Source organism: Mycobacterium sp. NGS56 (assembly GCF_059812425.1).
In genome coordinates this window covers 1,295,698-1,314,886 of record NZ_JCALCQ010000001.1, presented here as the reverse complement: position 1 = coordinate 1,314,886, position 19,189 = coordinate 1,295,698, and the positions used below count along the sequence as shown (strand labels likewise).

Here is a 19,189-nt window from a genome sequence, read left to right as displayed (position 1 = left end):
GGTTGGGTGGCCGGTGCTCGCAGATTGACACTTAATGTTCTATTGTTCACTTTATGGTGACGATCGCAGCCGCCCGGTTCGACGAGCCGGCGTTCTACCTCGGCGACCCGAACGCGACATTTGCGCAGTTGCGCGAAGCCGATCCCGTGCACTGGTACGAGGAGGGCAAGTTTTGGGTTATTACCAAATATGAAGACATCAAGGGCATCTCGGCTCGTCCGGAGAAGTTCAAGTCCGAGCGTATCGGCATAATGATGGATCTGATCGCGCACCGGGAGGGCCGCGACCCACAGGGATACCAGGGCCGCGGCATCATGTTCATGGATCCCCCGGAACACCGTGAGCACCGCAAGGCCATCGGCGTCCGTTTCACGCCGGCGGCGGTCGCCAAGATGGAAGCGCGGGTGCGCCAAGTCGTCAACGACGTCCTCGACGGCCTGCCGGATGGTGAGTTCGACTGGATCCAGCGGATCGCCGAGCCCATTCCCGTCTATGTTTTCGCCTACCTACTCGGAGTACCTGAGGAGGATTGGCCCAGGGTCGCAGGTTGGGCGACCACAATCGCGAACGTGGGCAGCGGGGTGGCCAGTGACGATGACCTCGCGTTCATTTTCGAACACATCGGCCCGTACCTGCTGGGTCTGGTCGCCGAACGCAAGGACAATCCACGAGACGATCTGCTCACCTTGTTGTCGGAGGTGAGGGTCAACGGAGAACCTTTCAACGAGACCCAGGTGATGATCTACGCGCTGACCCTGCTGGCGGCGGGCAGCGAAACCACGCAGAGCCTGATCGCGGGAATCGCAGACTGCCTCGACGGGCATCCCGACCAAGCGGAGAAGTTGTTCGCAGACCCAAGCCTGAGCGCCAACGCGGTCGAGGAGGTCCTGCGGTACTGGACGCCGGTGATGAGCATGGCCCGCCAGGCCGCCAACGATGTGAACCTGCGCGGCGCGACCGTAAGCAAAGGCGACGGCGTGTTGCTGGCGTATGCATCGGCCAATCGCGACCAGGACCATTGGGGACCGACCGCCGAGCAGTTCGACATCACCCGCGACGACGCCGCAAGTCACCTCGGATTCGGTGTGGGTGAACATTTCTGCATGGGCGCCGCGCTCGCCCGACGAGAGGCGCGCCTCTTGCTGGACGAAATCGTTAAGCGCGCCACCGGCATTCACGTGGTCGGCGAGCGGGTGCCGCGGGCGTCCGCGCTAGTGCATACCCACGATCGCTTGCCGGTCGTGCTGAACTACCGCTGAGAGGCGCATCGATGAGCGGACCGATGGACGGCGTGCGCGTCCTGGAGGTCGCGCAGTGGACGTTCGTTCCTGCGGCGGGTGCTGTGCTGGCGGACTGGGGTGCCGATGTGTTGAAGGTTGAGCACCCTCGCACCGGCGACTCGCAGCGCGGGCTGCGTCAGCTCGGCAACATCACCGTCGAAGGCCGGCGTAATCCCGTGATGGAGCATGCCAACCGGGGCAAGCGGTCGATCGCGCTCGATGTTTCGACGCCCGATGGCCATGAGCTGCTGATGGACCTCGCGCGGACCAGCGACGTGTTCCTCACCAACTTCCTGCCCGACGCCCGCAAGAAGCTCAAGATCGACGTCGACGACGTGCGGGAGGTCAACCCGAAGATCATCTATGCCCGCGGCAGCGCCTATGGCCCGCTCGGCGACGATGGCGCCAAGGGCGGCTACGACATGACGGGCTTCTGGTGTCGTGCGGCGGGGGCTGCCAGCACCACTCCGGGTGACCTGGACGGAGTAATCGCGCAACCAGGCCCCGCGTACGGCGATTCACTTGGCGGCATGACGATCGCTGGTGGCATCGCCGCAGCGCTATTCGAGCGCGAACGGACGGGCGTGGCACGCACAGTGGACATCTCGCTGCTTGGTGTCGGAGTATGGGCAATGGGCGTGGCCGTCAACGCCGCCCTGGTCAGCGGCGAGCCGTGGGTGGCTAATCCGGCCGGTGCCAACGTAGCGCCGCACAATCCACTCACCGGTTTCTACCGGACCAGTGACAATCGATTCCTGGGACTGTCTATGCTGCAGGCGTTTCGGTACTTCCCAGAATTCTGCGCACGTGTAGGAGTTCCTGAACTTGCCGCCGATGAGCGATTCGCCAGCCATGAGCTGCTCACCGAGAACGCCCACGAGGCAACCGACGTGCTGCGTGTCGCCATCGCGACACACCCTCTTGAACACTGGCGCAAAGTGCTCGCGGACTTCGACGGCCAGTGGGCCCCGGTCCTCAACACGGCCGAGGTGGCGACTGACCCGCAGGTACGCGCCAATGGCGGCATCGTCACAATCGATCGCGACGGCGAGTCTTTCGACTTGGTGGCCAGTCCAGTGCTGTTCGACGAGACGCCTTTGCGTCTCGGTCCATCACCGGAGTTCGCCGAACACACCGAGGAGTTGATCCTCGAACTCGGTGACGATTGGGACCGGATCATCGCGCTCAAGGACAGCGGCGCCATCGGCTGACGGACCACCCGCACGGCTTATCGGGCGGCCAACTCGAGACGGTTCAAGCGCCGAACCAGAATGCTGGGCAACCACTCCCCAACGTCGGCCGCCTCGATCCAGCTGGTGCGCGCCAGCAGCATCCGGAAGACGATCTGAGCCTCCAATCGCGCCAGTGCGGCCCCCACGCAGAAGTGCACCCCCTTGCCGAAGGTCAGGTGACCTTTGGGGTTACCGCGGTCGAGGCGGAATTCGTTCGGCGCATCGAAGTGGGCTGGATCGCGATTAGCCGCTCCCCACATCAGCAGCAGATGAGAGCCGGCGGCTACCTCGACTCCGCCAAGCGTGGTGTCGCGCATGACGTGTCGGTAGTGGCCACGAAACGGCGCCTCGCAGCGCAGTGCCTCTTCGATGAAGGCGCCCAGGGATTCGGGGTTGTCACGAAGCCGCTTTTGGACCTCGGGTCGGTCGGTCAGAATCCACGCCGCGCTTCCCAGAAGTGATGCCGTCGACTCACCGGCGGCGCTGAATAGGGTCAGCATTATCCGGAGAGCTGGAGCTTGCTCAAGTTCTCCGGACGAACAGCGTGCGGCCAGGTCACTGATCAGACCGTGGTCGGAGTTCTCGGCTGCCTTTTCGAAGTGCTCCATCACGTACGTGGACAGTTCGGCTGCCCCAGCCCAGGCGGACTCGAGCTGTGCCGGCGTGACAATCCCGTCGAGCAACGTCGTGGTGGCGTAGCCGAGGCGGATGAGGTCGTCGACGTCGTCGTCGGGCAGGCCCAGCAACCTGGCCACCACCATCATCGGAAGCCGGTTGGCCACAGCGCTCATCCATTCAATCTGACCGCCGCGCAGATGCTCGTCCCACAACTGATCGGCGGTATCGGCGGCGAACTCCTCGATGATGCGGACGCGCTTGGCGGACAAGTGCGGTAACAAGATTTTGCGGTGCATCGCGTGCACCGGATCATCCGCGGTGGCCAACACGTGAGATTGATCCCCCGGCGCACCCAGCTCAAACGGGGTGACTGTCCCGTCGTCGTGATAGACCATCGTGGCCGTGAGGTTCGAAGAAAAATCGTCGACCCGTTCGACGGCCTCCATCACGGCATCCCAACCGCACACGGCGTAGAACGCCGAATTTCCGATGCGATGCACCGGCGCCACAGCACGCATCTGGTCATACAACGGATAGGGGTCCTGTACCGCGTCCGCGCCGAAGAACCGGATCGGATTATCAAGAACCGTCATGGATTGACCTCGCTATAACATTGAAGCCGGCCCGCTGCGCCAGCACCGCGGCCCCGAACCCATGCCCAGGATTCACCGGCCCAGCACGGCGACGACGCAGGACCCGCCACCGCCCATCGCCTGCGCCAGCCCGATCCGAGGATTGGGGACTTGCCGCGAATCCGCTTCGCCGCGAAGCTGACTGACAATCTCAGCTGCCTGCGCCAATCCGGTTGCGCCGAAGGCGTGACCACGGGCGAGGCAACCACCGTCGGTGTTCGTTGGTAAGCGGCCGCCTGACGCCAGGCTACCTGATTGGGCGAGGTCAGCCACTTCCTTGACGTCGGCCAGGCCCATCGCGATGAGTGCGGTGATCTCCTCGCTGGCGCACATGTCGTGCAGGGAGACAATCCCGATATCAGATGGGACGACCTGCGCAGCGTCGAAGGCCCGCTGAGCGGTCAGCGTGATCTGTGACGGAGGGCCAACGCATGGGCCCTTGGCGGGCCAAGTCGGGTCCTGCGGCCAGCTCGTCTGCTCGATCGAGTTGACCGCCACCGATCGCGGTCGGTCTTCGCCCGTCACCACGATCGCGGCTCCGCCGTCGACCGAGGCGTGACACATCATCTTCGTCAGCGGCTCGGCGACCATGCGGGCAGACATCACCTGCTCGACGGTCACCTCGTCGTCGGTTCGGCGCGCCGCCAACGGATTCAGCCGTGCTTGGTTGTACGACTTGGCTGCGACCGCACCGATTGCCTCCGGACCGCAATGTGCCTCGTAGAGCCACCGGTTAGCCTCGATAGCGTAGTGAACCTGCGGCGGGAAGCGGTCCCAGAAATCGACCGCAGCCGGTACCACCCCGCCGGGTTCGAGAGCCGTCGTCTTCTCGTAGCCGATCGCCAGAGCCGTGCGGCAACGGCCCGACGCGACCGCCCAGACGGCGTGCCGCAACGCGACCATGCCTCCGGCTGAGGCGCTTTCGATGGCGGTCACGGGAACTCCGGTGCGGCCCAGACGATGCGCCACCTTCAACCCTGTCTGGGGCGGCGCCATCGAACTGGAAGTGAAGACCTCGCCGACGGCCTCGTAGTCGAGACCCGCATCTCCAAGCGCTATCTCGGCGGCCGTGACACCGAGATCCGCCAGCGCAGTATCACCGTACTTGCCGAATGGGGTGATGCCGACTCCGGCAATGCGTACACCGGTCACGTCGGATCCCCTTCGAACACCACAGTTGCGATGTCACCCAAGGTCTTTTCGACGACACGACCGACTGTGCCCGGTTCCGGCCTCGGCCCCAATACCAGCACCTGAAGCCGCCCGTCGGGGGTGTCCACCCATGCGACGCTGTAGCCGTCCTGGCCATAACCGGGGATCGGCGATTTCGCCGGTACGAAGGTCGAGGCCCACACCGTCGCGGTCGGGTCACCGGGCATTGGTCATCCTTTCGTGACGAGCGTTTGCATTGCCCAGCGCCGGCGGCGGCGCCAGCGGAATAGCGCCCAGGCCCGCGAATCGCCATGGCAGCCCGACCAATCGGGCGGTACCGATTTCGGGGTCGGGATGAGTGATTTCGGGGAAGAATCCGCGGGCCCTCAGATGCTCGTCGGTCACCAGTTCCTCGGCGCGCCGCACCGGTTGGGCGCGCACCCCCGCGGCGCTCAAGCGCGCGGCCACGTCCTCAGCCGACGCAGCCACGATTAACGCTGCCAGTTGCTCGGTTACCACGCCGTGCGGCGAATCCTCCTGCGCTTTGAGTAAGCCGGCTAAACACGCCCAGTCACTGGGTTCAACGAGTTCAACAGCTACCCAACGGCCATCGCGGCTTCGGTACACCCCGCGGTGCGAGGCCGCCGCGTTGGCGTTCACCGGCCCTTCGGCGACCGAGGCCGCAGCGACGAACTCGGCCACCGTCGACGCGACCACCTCGGCCATGGACAGGTCAATCACCGCTCCGATATCGCGGGCGGGCCCGATGGCCCACGCGGCTATCACCGTGGCGGCCACCACCGAGGACAGCGGGTCGGCGAGGACCGTACCGAGCCGCGCGGGTGACCCGTCGGAGCCGATGGTCAGCCCGGCCAGACCCCCGTAGGACTGAACATTGTTGGCGTACACCCGGTATCCCGCCATGGGGCCTGTCGACCCGAACCCCGACACCCGAACCGCGAGTCGGCCCGAGCCGGTGACCGCAGAAGGATCCACATCCAGCCGGGTCAGTCGGGACGCGCCGACGTTCTCGATAAGCACGTCGGAGTCCGCCACCGCTGCGGCGACATCCTGCACCGCTCGGCCAGGCTCGATCAGAACGCTCCGCTTGGAATGGTTGGCCACCGCGAAATAGGCACCGCGCTCGACGCCTGGTTGGCCTCCGGCGAAGGGGCCGATGCGTCGATAAATGTCGAGTCGCTCCGGATCTTCCAGCCTCACCACCCGCGCTCCCATGGCGCCGAGTAGTGCGCCGATGATCGGTCCGGCCAACACGTGGGTCAGTTCGACGATCTTCAGGTCGGTCAAGCGACCGGTACGTCGGTGATCGGATTGCCCACCCGTGTGCACCAGCCATGGCGGGTCCAACACGGACACTGCCACACCGCAAAGTTCCATCGTCGAAATCGCTCTGCGAGAGGCGAATTGGGGCGAGGTCAGGATTTCCGCGGGAGTATTGACCGGTGTCGACGGCACACCGTTGGCCTGGAGCAGCGCTGCGCACGCTTCTTTGTCATGCGTCGCCGCCCACGCACTGACATGTTCATTGATCAGGTCGGCGTGGTCGATCCGGGCGTCTCGTTCGTCGAGCCCCTCGGCCCACGCCGGATGGCCCAGTGCGGCAAGCAGACCCTGCCACTGGTGGTTTTCCACCGCGGTGATGCGAACCATCCCATCGCGGCACCCGAACAAACCCGACGGCGCAACATAGCGCCCGCTGCCCGCCTTGCCCGGGCACGCGTAGAGCACATGAGCGCACTCTGGCAGAGCCGCGGTGAACGCCACTGCCTCCTGGACTGATACGTCGACGAATACCGACGTGTGCGTAGAGTTGCTCTGATCGAGGCCGTGCAACGCTGCCAACGCCACGGCCGCGCCCGCCGCCTTCAGCGCGACATAGCCCGGGGCGGGCACCGGCGCTCCATCCGCTCCCTCGATCGTGGCGAGCAGCCCGCCGGCAGCCTGGGCGACCAGTTCACCCCCCAGCTGCGACGACCGCGGTCCGTCGAGTCCGAAGGGGCTGACAGTCACCACAACGGCGTTGTCGGCCATAGGTGGGTCCACGGCGGCGTTGTGGTCCACGATCACGATGTCGTGTTCATTGATCAGTGCCGACAGGTCCGGTGGCGATCCGACGATCCGCTTGCCGCGATCGAGGGTCAAGTCGACGGCCGCGACGGGCCCCGCTGGGGTGCTGAACACGGGCCCGACCCGGCCGGTCGTTTTTGCCCCGGACACCTTTGTGACGGCAGCACCGAGGCTAGCCAGCAGGGCCGTAGCAGCCGAACCGGCTATCCCGTCGCCGATTTCGAGGATGTTGATTCCTGATAGGAAAGAAATTTGATCGGTAGCGTTCACATTCCACGCTCCTCGTTGGCGGCGGAGCGATGCCGGCCGGTGAGCCAGCGCGTCACCGCGTCGCGGTGATGCGCGCGTCCTCCGAGCCCCGCCGCAACACTCGCCGCGCGGCGAAGGTGAACGTGGGCGTGGTGCTCCCAGGTGTAGCCGATGCCGCCGAACACCTGGGTCGCGCCCTCAGGGACGGCGCGCAGCGAGTCGATACCCCAATATGCGGCAAGCGATGCCAGCGCCGCAGCGTCGGGATGCCCCTGCTGGCACGCGTCGGCGGCGCGGTTGACAAGGGCCCGTCCGACTTCGATCGCGCACCGCTGGTCGACGAGGCGGTGCTTGACCGCCTGGAATGCACCAATTGGGTGGCCAAACGCGGTGCGCTGCTTGGCGTATTCGACCGCGGATTCATTGGCGGCCGAGGCGATGCCGACCAGTTCGGCTACCTGGGCGACCCGTGCACGCATTGTCGCGCCGCGATGGCGGACCTCGGCTGGCTCACCCGACTCGATGACCTCAATCGGTGCTTCCTGCATGGAGATTCGGGCAGCAGGATTGTGATCCAGTGGAGTGACCGCCTCACATGTCACGCCTGCGCCGGTCGGATCGATCACACCCAGAACAGCCTCGTCGTTGGTGCCAGCACAGACCAGGAGCCTGGTCGCAACCGCAGCGAAGGGCACAAGCGGCCATACTCCGGAGATGTTGCCGGCGCCGGTGAGTTCCCCGCGCTCGGGTAGCACCAGGCTGATGCCGTCCGCGCACCGATCCTCGCACCAGCCTGCGGCAGCCGCTATGCCCAGCGGGACCGGGGCCGCCGCCGCGCCTGCCGCCTCGGCCAGCACGCACAACTCGCGAAGACCCTCGCCTCCCCCGCCGCCCGCATCGCTCACCAAGACATCGGGCCATCCCAACTCGGCGATGGTCTGCCACAACGTCGGGTCGAAGACCGGCCCAGGGCCGTCGAGCAGGCTGCGGAATGCGTGCGGCGACCATGCCCGCCGCAGGATATCGTCGGCCGATTCGCGCAGCCGTGCGAGTTCTTCTGCAGTGTCAGCCATCTCGGTCAACGACGACAGGGAATTAGGGGTCACGGGGCAGCCCCAACAGCTTCTCACCGATCACGTTGCGCTGGATTTCCGATGTACCCGCACCGAAGGTCGCGGCGCGCATCAACAAGTAGCTCTGAGCGACATTGCCGTTCTTGCTCGCCCCCACCGAGCCGCGCTCCAGCGCGCCGGCGGGGCCGGCGAGGTCCAACCCGAAGTTCGCCATCGCCTGGTCGACCTCCGAGGTGAGCAACTTGGCCACCGACGCCTCCGGGCCCGGGCTGACACCGCGGACGCCCGCGGCGGTCGCCTGCGCCGAAATCTGCCTCAGCGCCTCCACCTGTGCCGCGAACCCGGCGATCCGATCGGCTACATAGCTGTCGCTGAAGCCGTTGCGAGTCAGCGCATTCTCTTCCTGTGCCATCCTGACCAGGATCGCGAGTCGCCGCTCGATGCGATGCGTGCGACTCTGGCCAACACGCTCGAAGCCCAGCGTGGACTTGGCCACCGTCCAGCCGCCGTGCAATGGCCCGAGAACATTGATGAGCGGCACACGCACCGAATCGAAGAACACCTCGTTGAACTCCGCCTGCCCGGTGATCTGCCGTATCGGGCGCACCTCGATTCCGGGGGTTCCTAACGGCACAAGGATGTAACTGATTCCATGGTGCTTATCCGCTGTCACATCGGTACGCGCCAGTATGTAGATCCAGTCCGCGTACTGGGCCTTCGAAGTCCAGATCTTCTGACCGGTGATCACCAATTCGTCACCGTCGATATCGGCTTTCGTCTTCAGCGCAGCCAAGTCGCTGCCTGCCTCGGGCTCACTGAAGCCCTGACACCACACCTCTTCCCCAGACAGAATCTTGGGCAGATATCGTGCGCGCTGCTGGTCGTTGCCCCACTGAATGATGGTGGGCCCCAACTGATTGACGGCGCTGCGATTAATGGGCTCGGGCGCGTGGGCTGCAGCCAACTCCGCGTTGAAGATCAGCTGCTGCACCGGTGTGGCGGCGCGGCCGCCGAACTGCACAGGCCAAGAGATCGCGGCCAGACCCGCGTCGTGAAGCCGTCTCTGCCACAACCGCATTCGGTCCAGGCGGTCGGTCTCGTTATCGCCGGGGCCCCGCACGTCAGACGTCAGCGCTGATGCGAGAAAAGCGCGGACCTCATCGCGGAACTCGCGATCAGCGTCGGCGAGGATAACGCCATAGTCTGGCTCGGTCACGCTCCACCGCGAAGGATCGAGGCCATCCGCACCTTCATGTCCCCGTACGTGATCGCCGTGGCACCTGCCTTCGGCGCGCGGCCAGCGTCGACCTTCGGGGCGGACAGATCCAAGCCGGCGATCTTCCCACGCAATGCCGCAACGGTGCAGTTCGCCCTTTCGAGCCGTTCAACGCCCGTGTAGCCGAAAGCACGGGCGGCGTTTTTCCACGTGATCGCTTCGACCTCCTCAGCGCTGCAGCCCTCCAGTTGGGTAGCGAGCTGCTCGGGTGCGTCGGGCCAGCTGCTGTCCGAGTGCGGGTAGTCCATCTCCCAACAGATGGTTTCCACCCCGATGCGGTCGCGCATCTCGATGCCCACACGGTCACGGATGAAACATGACATGAAGTTGCGCCGGAACACGTCGGTGGGGCTCAGTCCATCACCGAGGTCGTCTCCGGTCCACGCCCGCTGGCGGGAATAGATGTCCTCGAATCGCTCTAACAGGAACGGGATCCAGCCGATCCCGCCCTCAGATAGGGAGAACTTGATAGTTGGAAACTTCGTCAGGACCGGCGAGAACAGCAGATCGGCCGTGAACCGCTGGGTGTCAAGCGGGATCATCGCGTTGTACGCGAGGTAGGTGGTGAGGTCGGACGGCACGGGCATGCCGCCACCCGTGCCGATGTGGATGTTCACCACGCTGTTCTCTTCGCACAGCGCCTCCCACAGCGGGTCCCAGTGCGGGTCCTGCCACGGCGGCTGGCCGTAGTTGCCGATGTGCTGTGGCGCCGTCACCGCGCGGCAGCCCAGCCCCGCCAGCCGGTGCACCTCGGCTGCGGCCAGCACCGGATCCCACAGCGGCAGAATGCCCATCGGGATGAACCGGTCGGGATGACGGCCGCACCAGTCCTCGATGTGCCAATCGTTGTAGGCGCGCACCATCACCTCGGAGACCTCACGGTCACCCCGGTAGGTAAACAGCGCGCCGGAGATGGTGGGAAAAGATGGAAAACACAGCGAAGCCAACACGCCGGACGCGTTCATGTCGTTCACGCGCGCGTCGACGTCGTAACAACCTGCCCGCATGTCGCTGAATCGGGAGGGCTCAAATCCCCACTCGTCATTGGGCCGGCCCGCCACCGCGTTGAGTCCGATGTTGGGTAGCTGCAGACCGTCATACTCCCAAAAACACACGCCGTCGGCGTCCTCGACAATGCGCGGAGCGTCGTCGGCGAAACGGCGTGGCACCCGCCCAGAGAACATATCGGGCGGTTCGACGGTGTGGTCGTCCACGCTGATCAGCACCAGATCGAGAGGATCAATCACCTGATGCATTTTAGACTAATTAACAGATTATGTCTAAGTGTTCTATCCGGGCCGACGCTCAGTGGCGAAGTCCTGCACCCAGCCCGCCATCAAGCCGTAAACGGCCTCCATGGCTTCGCGCGCGGCGGCGTCGTCACCAATCGGCTCATAGTCGATGTCCCAGACCACGATCGATTCCCCAACGGCATCCGCGCTTTCGGAGACGGTATTGACCGCCACAAATCGGCTGACCGGCATCGGATTGTTGGCGATCTCGTAAGATAGCGCGCGCTGGTCCGGCTTGATCCAGATGAGTGTCTCGATTACCGGCTTCTCACTGGTTGCGGCGATGAACCGTCGCATGCCTGGTCCTTCGCCCTCGACCCGGACATCACTGGGCCCGGGGATCCAATCGACGTTGCCGAAGTCAGCCAGGACTGCCCAAACTGCGTCCGGCGGTGCTGCGAGCTGCTTGGTGACCGTAAACGATGGCATTCGCTGAAGGTACCACCACCATGTAACAGTTGATCGACTACTGTTTTTATGTACTGCCGCGTGTGCGAAGGAGGGTGACATGAGCGCCGACGCCACCGCCGAAGGCGAATACGAGGTCGATGACGACTGGGTCCGTTATGAAGTCGTCGAACCGCACATCGCCCAGATCACCATCAACCGGCCGGACCGGCGCAACGCAATCCTGTCGCCCGACATGCACAACCTGTTCAAGGAGCGGCTGACCCGTGCCGAAGACGATGATGCGGTCAAAGTCGTCATCCTCCTGGCCGAGGGCAAGGACTTCTGCAGCGGCGACGATGTGCGCCGGCTCCCGGTGGAGCAAGCAGGGCTGACCAAGGGGAAGCGGTTGCCACAGACTGCACGCCTAGGCAATGCTCGACGACTACACCGGCACCTGACCAACTGGCTGGAGTTTCCCAAGACCGTGATCGCGGCCTGCCAAGGCGCCACGCTGGGCGCCGGAATGAATCTCGCTCTAGCCGCTGACATCCTGGTTGTTTCCGACGACATGTATCTCGCCCGCCCGCAGGCGCGCATCGGGTTCGCAGGATTTTCCACAGCTATGCCGTTGGCGCTGCTCAAGTTAGGACCTAATCGCGGCTACGAGGCAATGATCACCGGCCGCAAGGTGACGGCAGCTGAGCTGCGCGAATGGGGCGTGGCCGCGTCAGTGGTGCCCGCCGAGTCGTTACGCCACGAAGCCATGCGGTACGCCCACGCGATAGCCCACCACTCAGCCGACGGGTTGATGGTGGGAAAGCACGCGCTGATCGCGTTCTGGCACGCAGTCGGAATGGCACAGTTCGGCGACTGGGTTCCGATGGGCCACACCGTGTTCAGCAACCTGTCCTGGCGTGATGATGAGTTCAACTTCATGAAGGAACGCAGTTCTCGCGGCGGCCGGGAGGCCATGGCCGAGCTCGAGCGCCGCTATTCCGAGTGGGGATTCGAATAGTTTCATTGATGCGACACCTATACAGATCTTGTATGTGTGTTCTGTATGCTGAAGCAAACGGCACGGGGAGCTGAATGACGATGGGTGTGCTTGACGGACGTACTGCACTGGTAACCGGCGCGGGACGGGGAATTGGGGCTGCGGTCGCCGAGGGCCTGGCAGCCGAGGGCGCAACGGTCCTGGTGTCGGATGCCGGAGTCGGCGTCGACGGGACCGGCCATGACGCGAGCCCGGCCGAAAGTGTGGCCGCGGCGATCACGAGCCGGGGCGGCAAGGCTTTCCCCGATACCACCGACATCACCGACTTCGCTGCGTGCGCGGATCTCATCGACCGCGCCGCCGAAACGCTCGGCGGCTTGGATGTCGTCGTGAACGCCGCGGGAATCCTGCGTGACGGCATGGTATTCAAGATGAGCGAGCAGGACTGGGACGCAGTGGTCTCCGTGCACCTCAAAGGTACGTTCAACGTCACCCGGCACGCTGCGGCATGGTGGCGCGCCAACCGAGGCGGGCAGTACCGACTGATCACGTTCACGTCGATGTCGGGACTGCAGGGCGCCCCCAGCCAGCCCAACTACGCTGCCGCCAAGATGGGCATAGTTGGCCTGACATTCTCGTGTGCCAACGCATTACGCAACTATGGGGTGCGGTGCAATGCAATCGCGCCGATCGCCGGAACCCGCATGACCCAGGGCATCAAGGGTGGTGGGAGCATGGATTACTCGGACTCCAACATTCGCCTTTCGCCCAAGAACTGCGTGCCGCCTGTGGTGTATCTGGCTAGCGCGCAGTCTGATTGGCTTAACCGGCGAGTCATCTTCGCCGGCAACGGCCGCATCAGCTTGATGTCCAACCCGGTCGTCGAACGCGAAATCGTGTCGACCTCGGGAACCTGGGATATCCCGACTGCTTTCGCCGAGATCGAGACGTCGTTCAAGGAAGCCGTCCTGTATCCCAACATCTTCGACAAGCCACCCGCCAGCTGAGACGGAGAGGGTGATCATGACCGAGCTTGCCACCGAGCGGGTGCCCAAAAAGTACGCCTGCGGTGAGACGTTCGTGCCGAAGAGCAGGTATGTTGATGCGGAGTTCCTGCAGCTCGAGTTGGATCGATTGTTCACCCAGGTTTGGCAGCCTGCGTGTCGCGAAGAGGAAATCCCCTCCCCCGGTTGTTATTACGAGTACACGATCGGGCGGCAATCTATCGCCGTGGTGCGCCAGAAGGACGGCGGGATCAAGGCGTTTCACAACGCTTGTGCGCACCGTGGGATGAAAATTGTGCAAGGCAGCGGATGTTCGCAGGACAAGGAGTTGCGCTGTGGTTTTCACGGCTGGCGTTATGGCTTAGATGGACGGTCATCGTTCGTTCCTTGCCGTGACGAATTCGCCTCCCGCCCACGGGAGAAATGGGGCCTAAGCCCCGTCGCTGTTGACACTTGGGGCGGTTGGGTGTTCATCAGCATGTCGAAAAGCCCGCCGGATCTGCTCGAATGGCTGGACCCGCTGCCGACCGCGCTGGCGCCATTCCGGTTGCAGGACATGCGCTACCGCTGGCGCAAGCGTACCGTTTTGCCCGCCAACTGGAAGACGGTTGTCGACGCATTCATCGAGGGCTACCACACTCCTGGCACCCACCCGCAAACGATGCGATCTGCAGAGGGCCCGCGGCCATCGGCGACGCCCGCTGCGCCGCAGGAGTACGTCTACGCTCCGTACACGCCAACAATCACATACAAAAACCACTCCCGGTTCGTGTACACCCAGCGTCCTGAACACGCCAGCCGCGACAGCGCTCGTCAGGAACTGGCGGCGCGACCGGAAGTATTCGCAAATTCGATGCAATACCAATATTTAGAGGTCGGCTCGCTGGTCACCGAACGCGACTACCGTGCCGCGCAAAAACTGGCGACCCAGGACCCCAGTGACGTCCCGCCGTTCGTGCTCTATCACCAGCTGTGTGAGGAACTCGCACGCGCGGAAGGCGTCGACTTTCCGCAGATGTCGATGGAGCAGTATTTCGCGGGCAACGGCGACTGGCATGTGTTTCCCACGATGGTCATCCTGGTCGAAAAATCGTGCCTGCTCGGATACCGCATGCTGCCCGATGCCGAAGATCCGAATCGGTGCACGTTCGAAATGTTCTCGTTGGAGCATTTCGCGCCCGGAGAGGTTCCGCAAACACAGTGGCAAGTGTTCGAGCGATGGCAGGATCACGACGCCTGGGGCGAGTTGCCGTCGCAGGACTTGAAGAACATCGGAGCCATCCACGCCGGCATGCATTCGGCGGGCTTCGACGGGCTATGGCTTAACACCGCTCAGGAAATGTCGATCCGGAACGAGCACGCGATCGCCGACAGATACCTGTTCGGCTTGGGCGACGCCGACCAGTGAAGGCACGGAACCTGGCCAATTGTGGTGTCCCTCTGACCTACTCGATGCGAACCAGACGAGCCTCAACTTCGTTGGGACACTTTGCGACAGCGAGGTGCGTCCTTCTGCTTCGGTGTGCCACCCCGATCAAGCGTGTCGCTTGTGGATCGGCGGCGACGTCATCCGTGGATAGAGGACGAGCACGATGGCGATGCCATCGCGTGCGTAATCCACGAATTACACGGCCGGCAGCGTGACCTCCACGATCATTCCGCCCATGATGAAGGAGAGTTGGGTATTGGTGAACCGCTTGCCGTGGCGGAAGAACTGGACCATCGCATACCCCTCGAATAGCCCGACAAAGAAGGCGATCCACTCAAGGCCGTGGCCGCCAGGCCGTGAGGATCAAAAGGCTACTTGGCAGCAGCACGGCGACCGTGAGCACAATCGTCTGCCAGACCGCGGCCCCGGTCGTGAAGTGCTCCAGGTGTGTGAGATGAAAGATCAGGTGTGGGATGGCGAACAGCAGGTACGCACCCAGCGCAATCCGCACCATGCGGTGCTCCAATGTGGCTGCGGCGACAACGAATACGAGCGCGAGTGAGAGATTCATGGCGCCGTAGTCACGCATGAGATGTTCGGAGAACGGCGGGATGAGGTCCACCCAGGGCACGTAGTCGTAGAAAGCCCGAGGGGCCAGCGTCGCGACGAGCCCGACCGCGATCTGTACGAATGCGAAAAACCAGACCCCGGCCCGAAGCACGATCAGCCGGGCGTTCACCGCGACCCCCTGCGTCGGCGATGCGACCGGGGCAGGTAGGCGCGGATGGCGCCGCGGTACGGCCGTTCACCTGCGGTGTGCTGTTCATTGAGGTATTGCTCGAACGTGATCGTGCCGGTGGCGTGCTCCGGGGCTAGTAGCCCGCCGGCCCGTATCCCGTCAAACACCTTGCCGGGCAAACGGATCGGGGCGATGGCTCGGCGTTTACCGACGATCGACAGGTAGCTGCGGGCAAGGTCGTCGAGCGCACGCGCCTGCGGGCCGCCAAAATCCGGTGCCCGCCCGATCGGCTCGCCCAGTGCCAACCGGGCCAACCGTTCGCCCACGTCGCGAACGTCGACCGGTTGGAACCGCAGGCCCGACGGCAGTGCGATGACCGGCGGCTTGGCGAGCACGCGCAATAGGAAGGCGATCAGGTCGTGAAACTGGGTCGCCCGCAGCACGGTCCACGGCAGGCCCGACTCGGCGATCGTGCGTTCGTTGGCGAGCATCGTGCGGTAGAAGGCGAATGGGATGCGGTCAATTCCGACGATCGAGACATAAACCAGATGCGGTGAGCCCGCCCGTTTCGCCGCCGCGACCAGCTGCTCGGTGGGATACACGCAGTGCACGATCGTGTCGACGCCGTCCAGGGCCGCGTCGAGCCCAGCACCGATCTGCACGTCCCCCACGACGTGCCGAACGTCGGTGGACTGCCGGGGGCGCCGCCCGCGACTAAGAACGCGGACCTCGTTCCCCGCCGCCGTCAGGTGATCGACAACGACGCGGCCCACGGTTCCCGTGCCGCCGGTTACGAGTACAGAGTTCGTCATACCCTATGAACCGGACAGGCCCGCAGGATGTGACAGCTGCTCAGCGAGAAACCGCAGTTTGTCGGGATTGGCCAGGATCCGCACGGCCGCTATCCGCTCGCCCGTGATCTCGAAGCACAAGACGCCGGCCAATCTGTTGCCGTCGAATGCCAGCATCGCCGGCTCGCCGTTGACCTCGACGGAATCGAGGCGCAGCTGTATCTGCGCCAGGTTTCGGGTGAACACCCGCGCCACGTACTGGGCCATCCGGTCGCGGCCCGAGACCACGCGCCGGGCGGCCGCCACCTTGCCGCCGCCGTCGGCCGTGGAGGTCACATCAGCGGCCAGGATTTCGACGAGTCCGGCCACGTCACCGGCGGTGGCGGCGGTGAAGAAGCGATCGACCAGGGACCGCCACTGTGCCCGATCCGGTCGGTGCACCGGCTGACGGCGTTCACTCAGTCGCTGCCTCGCTCGCCGGTACAGTTGCCGGACGTTGGCTTCCGACATCTCGAGGATCTCGGCAACTTCTGAATGGCTGTACGCGAACGCCTCTCTGAGCACGAACACCGCCCGCTCGTTGGGCTTGAGTTGCTCCATCAAGCTCAGCAACGCGATAGACACCGACTCGCGTTGCTCGGCGGTCTCCTGCGGGCCGAGCGTCCGGTCGTCGGTGAGGACTGGCTCCGGAAGCCACGGCCCGGGGTAGACCTCCCGTCGAGCGCGGGCCGACGTGAGCCGGTTGAGGCACAGGTTCGTGACGGCTTTGGTAAGCCACGCGGGCAGCGATTCGATGAGCGCTGAGTCTGCGCCGTGTAGTCGCAGGTATGCATCCTGCACTGTGTCTTCGGCTTCGCTCGCCGACCCCAGCAGTCGGTAGGCCAGCCAGAACAGGCGCGGCCGCTGAGCCTCGAAGTCCTCCACGAGGTCGGTCACACTGCCAAGACTGCCACGTCTCGAATGTCGCCGGATGGCCCCGACCGGAGAGCGGGTGCGGTCTCAAAGTTGATGTCGCGGGTGCTACGGCCTTGCGGCCACCGCTAAGCGGAACGCTCTGCTACTCCGGGGTCAGCTGCTCCCCCTCGATACTTGCCGCGTCACTAGGGTCAGCTGTTACGTCGATGGCTACGCCTTTGGGGCGCAGGTGACGGCGAGGATGGTGCTCGCGACCAGCTCGGGATCATCGACCGTCGGAGTGTGACCGAGGCCCGGCAGGATGGTGAAGGTCGCGCGGGGTAGGCGGTCGCGGGCGATGGGTTCGCACAGCTCGAGTGGAAGAATCCTGTCTTTTTCGGCCCAGGCGATGGTGATTGGGCACGGCAGGGGGTCCATCGGTGCGACCTGCTCGTCGGCCTTGTCGAAAATGTCGCCAGTGATGGTGCATGCGAGGGACACTTCGCCGATTTCGATGGCTCGCTCGTAGCTGAGTCGATCTCCGTGCAGCGTCAAATCGGTCAATGAACGTCGGCGCACCCCCGGCGATTTCAATAGATGTCGGGTGATGGGGCGCATCAAGCGGCCTACCGCGAACCGCCGTCGCAGCCTCTTCGTGACCTGAGCCCGTAGATCGTCTGACCACAATCCACCCGGTGAAAATGCGCAGACGGATGCCGCCCGGCCACGACGCGCCAATTCGAGCGCCACGAATCCACCCATCGAATGGCCCGCTAAATGCGGCCGATCTAATCCGCGTTGGTCGAGGTAGCGTTCGGACTCATCGATCACGTCCCAAATCGTGACGGGTCGCCGCCGCACAGCTGGCCCTCCGCGATGACCGAGGGCTGACGGTGTGTAGACGTCGTGGTGGGCGGATAGCAGCGGCGCAATGTCCCGCCATTGATCGCCAGACCAGGACCCGCCATGCAGGAGTACAAGAGGCGACAGTCGCGAGGTCATCCGCCCAGCTTGGCAGAGAAATCCCTTCTTTCTATGGGTTTCACGGCTCGGCGTTGGGAGGTGGCGGCGGCCGTCTTATCGCCCGACGCAGCTCGGCCTGAATGACAAACTGCGTTTTGAAAACGCTGCCGCCCACCGTCTTGGCCGCCCTCGGGCGTGGAGGTGAATTGCCGATCCCGGTGGCCGCACCACAACGTGACCGAATGGACCTGTGGCTTCTGAGCAATACGCTGTCGCTGCTGAAGCACTGGTACTCGCTCGTCGCGACTTTGACCTGCCCGACCGCGTTGACGACGACGTTACGGTGAACGACGATACCGGCGAGTCAAGCGCTGCCGGGTCGACGATCACGGCGGCTCAGTTACGGCGTGCGGTGATAAACGCCGACTTGAGTACGGCTAACGATGACCGCGGCGGCCGAACCCCGTTAGGGCTGCCCTATGACGTCCAAACCTGGGACCCCTGCGGGCAGCCCAGTATCCTGCCCCTCAACAATCGACTGGAACAAGGGGTTGTCGGGTTGAACTCCGGGCGGTTGGTCAGCCACCGCCGGGTTGGGGTCTGAGGCGTCGGTTGGGTCCGCGGCCGCGCTGGGAAGCGCGATGCCTGCCGCCAATAGTGAGGCGCCAACACAGGCCGCGATGACGCTAATGAATTTATTCATGGAAATCACCTCTTCACGATCCGCAGAACGCTACGCCCTATGGCGCTTGGACAACAGGGTCACGCGGGCCGCGTCCCAATACTCGGTCACTCAGCCTTTCGCCACGCCAATTAGCGCTGTGAATTAAGGACGTGGGGACAGGCCAAGAAAACCTGGGTGTCGTGGGCAAGTTGTTTGAACATATAACTAGTCGGCACTTTCGGGGTCGCGGCGTGCGCCGCATAACCGCCAGCCCAGAGAACAAGGGCGCTCGCCCCTGCAATCCCGAATCTAGCCAGCGGCCCCGACAGCGGGGTACCAGGACGGCGCGCGCTGCCACGCCCAAATTTTAAACAGTGTGGCGAAACCGAGCGCGAGCTTCGCGCTGCTGCCGCGTCGGAATTCAGCCAC

17 protein-coding genes are annotated in these 19,189 nt (G+C 64.2%); 5 read left to right on the top strand and 12 right to left on the bottom strand.

Going from position 1 to position 19,189, the window contains the following annotated elements; all coding sequences use genetic code 11:
* Nucleotides 1-53 precede the first annotated feature (53 nt).
* Both AC5Y4F_RS06065 and AC5Y4F_RS06060 read left to right on the top strand, forming a co-directional pair.
* Nucleotides 54-1,259, top strand: a complete 1,206-nt coding sequence (locus tag AC5Y4F_RS06065) for a cytochrome P450 (protein WP_499995517.1) — start codon at nt 54-56, stop codon at nt 1,257-1,259.
* An 11-nt stretch (nt 1,260-1,270) separates the two neighbouring features.
* A complete protein-coding gene (locus tag AC5Y4F_RS06060; protein ID WP_499995514.1) occupies nt 1,271-2,491 on the top strand; it encodes a CaiB/BaiF CoA transferase family protein in 1,221 nt (406 codons plus the stop codon).
* 17 nt (nt 2,492-2,508) lie between these two features.
* Here AC5Y4F_RS06060 and AC5Y4F_RS06055 read toward each other — a convergent pair whose 3' ends face one another.
* The 8 genes from AC5Y4F_RS06055 to AC5Y4F_RS06020 form a co-directional block, all read right to left on the bottom strand.
* Entirely contained in the window at nt 2,509-3,723 is a 1,215-nt protein-coding gene (locus tag AC5Y4F_RS06055) for a cytochrome P450 (protein WP_499995513.1), read from the bottom strand.
* A gap of 72 nt (nt 3,724-3,795) precedes the next feature.
* Nucleotides 3,796-4,914 carry a thiolase family protein gene (locus AC5Y4F_RS06050; RefSeq protein ID WP_067931130.1) on the bottom strand — a complete coding sequence of 373 codons (1,119 nt, stop codon included), beginning with the start codon at nt 4,912-4,914 and terminating at the stop codon, nt 3,796-3,798.
* Nucleotides 4,911-5,141 carry a hypothetical protein gene (locus AC5Y4F_RS06045; protein ID WP_067931133.1) on the bottom strand — a complete coding sequence of 77 codons (231 nt, stop codon included), beginning with the start codon at nt 5,139-5,141 and terminating at the stop codon, nt 4,911-4,913. Before AC5Y4F_RS06045 ends, AC5Y4F_RS06050 begins: the two co-directional genes overlap by 4 nt.
* On the bottom strand, nt 5,131-7,272 hold the full coding sequence (locus tag AC5Y4F_RS06040) for a CoA transferase (RefSeq protein ID WP_499995511.1): 2,142 nt from the start codon (nt 7,270-7,272) through the stop codon (nt 5,131-5,133). The genes AC5Y4F_RS06045 and AC5Y4F_RS06040 overlap by 11 nt, the downstream gene beginning before the upstream one ends.
* The gene (locus AC5Y4F_RS06035) at nt 7,269-8,357 is read right to left on the bottom strand and encodes an acyl-CoA dehydrogenase family protein (protein WP_067931135.1); all 1,089 of its coding nucleotides are present in this window, start codon (nt 8,355-8,357) and stop codon (nt 7,269-7,271) included. The genes AC5Y4F_RS06040 and AC5Y4F_RS06035 overlap by 4 nt, the downstream gene beginning before the upstream one ends.
* Entirely contained in the window at nt 8,347-9,540 is a 1,194-nt protein-coding gene (locus AC5Y4F_RS06030) for an acyl-CoA dehydrogenase family protein (protein ID WP_499995509.1), read from the bottom strand. The genes AC5Y4F_RS06035 and AC5Y4F_RS06030 overlap by 11 nt, the downstream gene beginning before the upstream one ends.
* On the bottom strand, nt 9,537-10,856 hold the full coding sequence (locus AC5Y4F_RS06025; protein WP_082947462.1) for an amidohydrolase family protein: 1,320 nt from the start codon (nt 10,854-10,856) through the stop codon (nt 9,537-9,539). The genes AC5Y4F_RS06030 and AC5Y4F_RS06025 overlap by 4 nt, the downstream gene beginning before the upstream one ends.
* Before the next feature lie 33 nt (nt 10,857-10,889).
* The gene (locus AC5Y4F_RS06020; RefSeq protein WP_067931141.1) at nt 10,890-11,321 is read right to left on the bottom strand and encodes an SRPBCC family protein; all 432 of its coding nucleotides are present in this window, start codon (nt 11,319-11,321) and stop codon (nt 10,890-10,892) included.
* Between the two features lie 79 nt (nt 11,322-11,400).
* On the opposite strand from AC5Y4F_RS06020, the gene AC5Y4F_RS06015 reads away from it, so the two are divergent.
* From AC5Y4F_RS06015 to AC5Y4F_RS06005, 3 genes are all read left to right on the top strand, one after another.
* Nucleotides 11,401-12,297: an enoyl-CoA hydratase/isomerase family protein gene (locus tag AC5Y4F_RS06015; RefSeq protein WP_499995507.1), complete on the top strand. Its 897-nt coding sequence runs from the start codon at nt 11,401-11,403 to the stop codon at nt 12,295-12,297.
* An 80-nt stretch (nt 12,298-12,377) separates the two neighbouring features.
* Complete coding sequence (locus tag AC5Y4F_RS06010; RefSeq protein ID WP_067931147.1) at nt 12,378-13,283, top strand: SDR family NAD(P)-dependent oxidoreductase; 906 nt, start codon at nt 12,378-12,380, stop codon at nt 13,281-13,283.
* A 16-nt stretch (nt 13,284-13,299) separates the two neighbouring features.
* Nucleotides 13,300-14,688 carry an aromatic ring-hydroxylating oxygenase subunit alpha gene (locus AC5Y4F_RS06005; protein WP_499995503.1) on the top strand — a complete coding sequence of 463 codons (1,389 nt, stop codon included), beginning with the start codon at nt 13,300-13,302 and terminating at the stop codon, nt 14,686-14,688.
* 355 nt (nt 14,689-15,043) lie between these two features.
* Here AC5Y4F_RS06005 and AC5Y4F_RS06000 read toward each other — a convergent pair whose 3' ends face one another.
* The 4 genes from AC5Y4F_RS06000 to AC5Y4F_RS05985 all read right to left on the bottom strand — a co-directional run bounded on the left by AC5Y4F_RS06000 (nt 15,044) and on the right by AC5Y4F_RS05985 (nt 18,135).
* Complete coding sequence (locus AC5Y4F_RS06000) at nt 15,044-15,448, bottom strand: hypothetical protein (protein ID WP_231986275.1); 405 nt, start codon at nt 15,446-15,448, stop codon at nt 15,044-15,046.
* On the bottom strand, nt 15,445-16,260 hold the full coding sequence (locus AC5Y4F_RS05995) for an SDR family oxidoreductase (protein ID WP_067931150.1): 816 nt from the start codon (nt 16,258-16,260) through the stop codon (nt 15,445-15,447). The genes AC5Y4F_RS06000 and AC5Y4F_RS05995 overlap by 4 nt, the downstream gene beginning before the upstream one ends.
* A gap of 3 nt (nt 16,261-16,263) precedes the next feature.
* A complete protein-coding gene (locus AC5Y4F_RS05990) occupies nt 16,264-17,175 on the bottom strand; it encodes an RNA polymerase sigma-70 factor (protein WP_499995499.1) in 912 nt (303 codons plus the stop codon).
* A gap of 189 nt (nt 17,176-17,364) precedes the next feature.
* Entirely contained in the window at nt 17,365-18,135 is a 771-nt protein-coding gene (locus AC5Y4F_RS05985) for an alpha/beta fold hydrolase (protein ID WP_067931156.1), read from the bottom strand.
* Between the last annotated feature and the right edge of the window lie 1,054 nt (nt 18,136-19,189).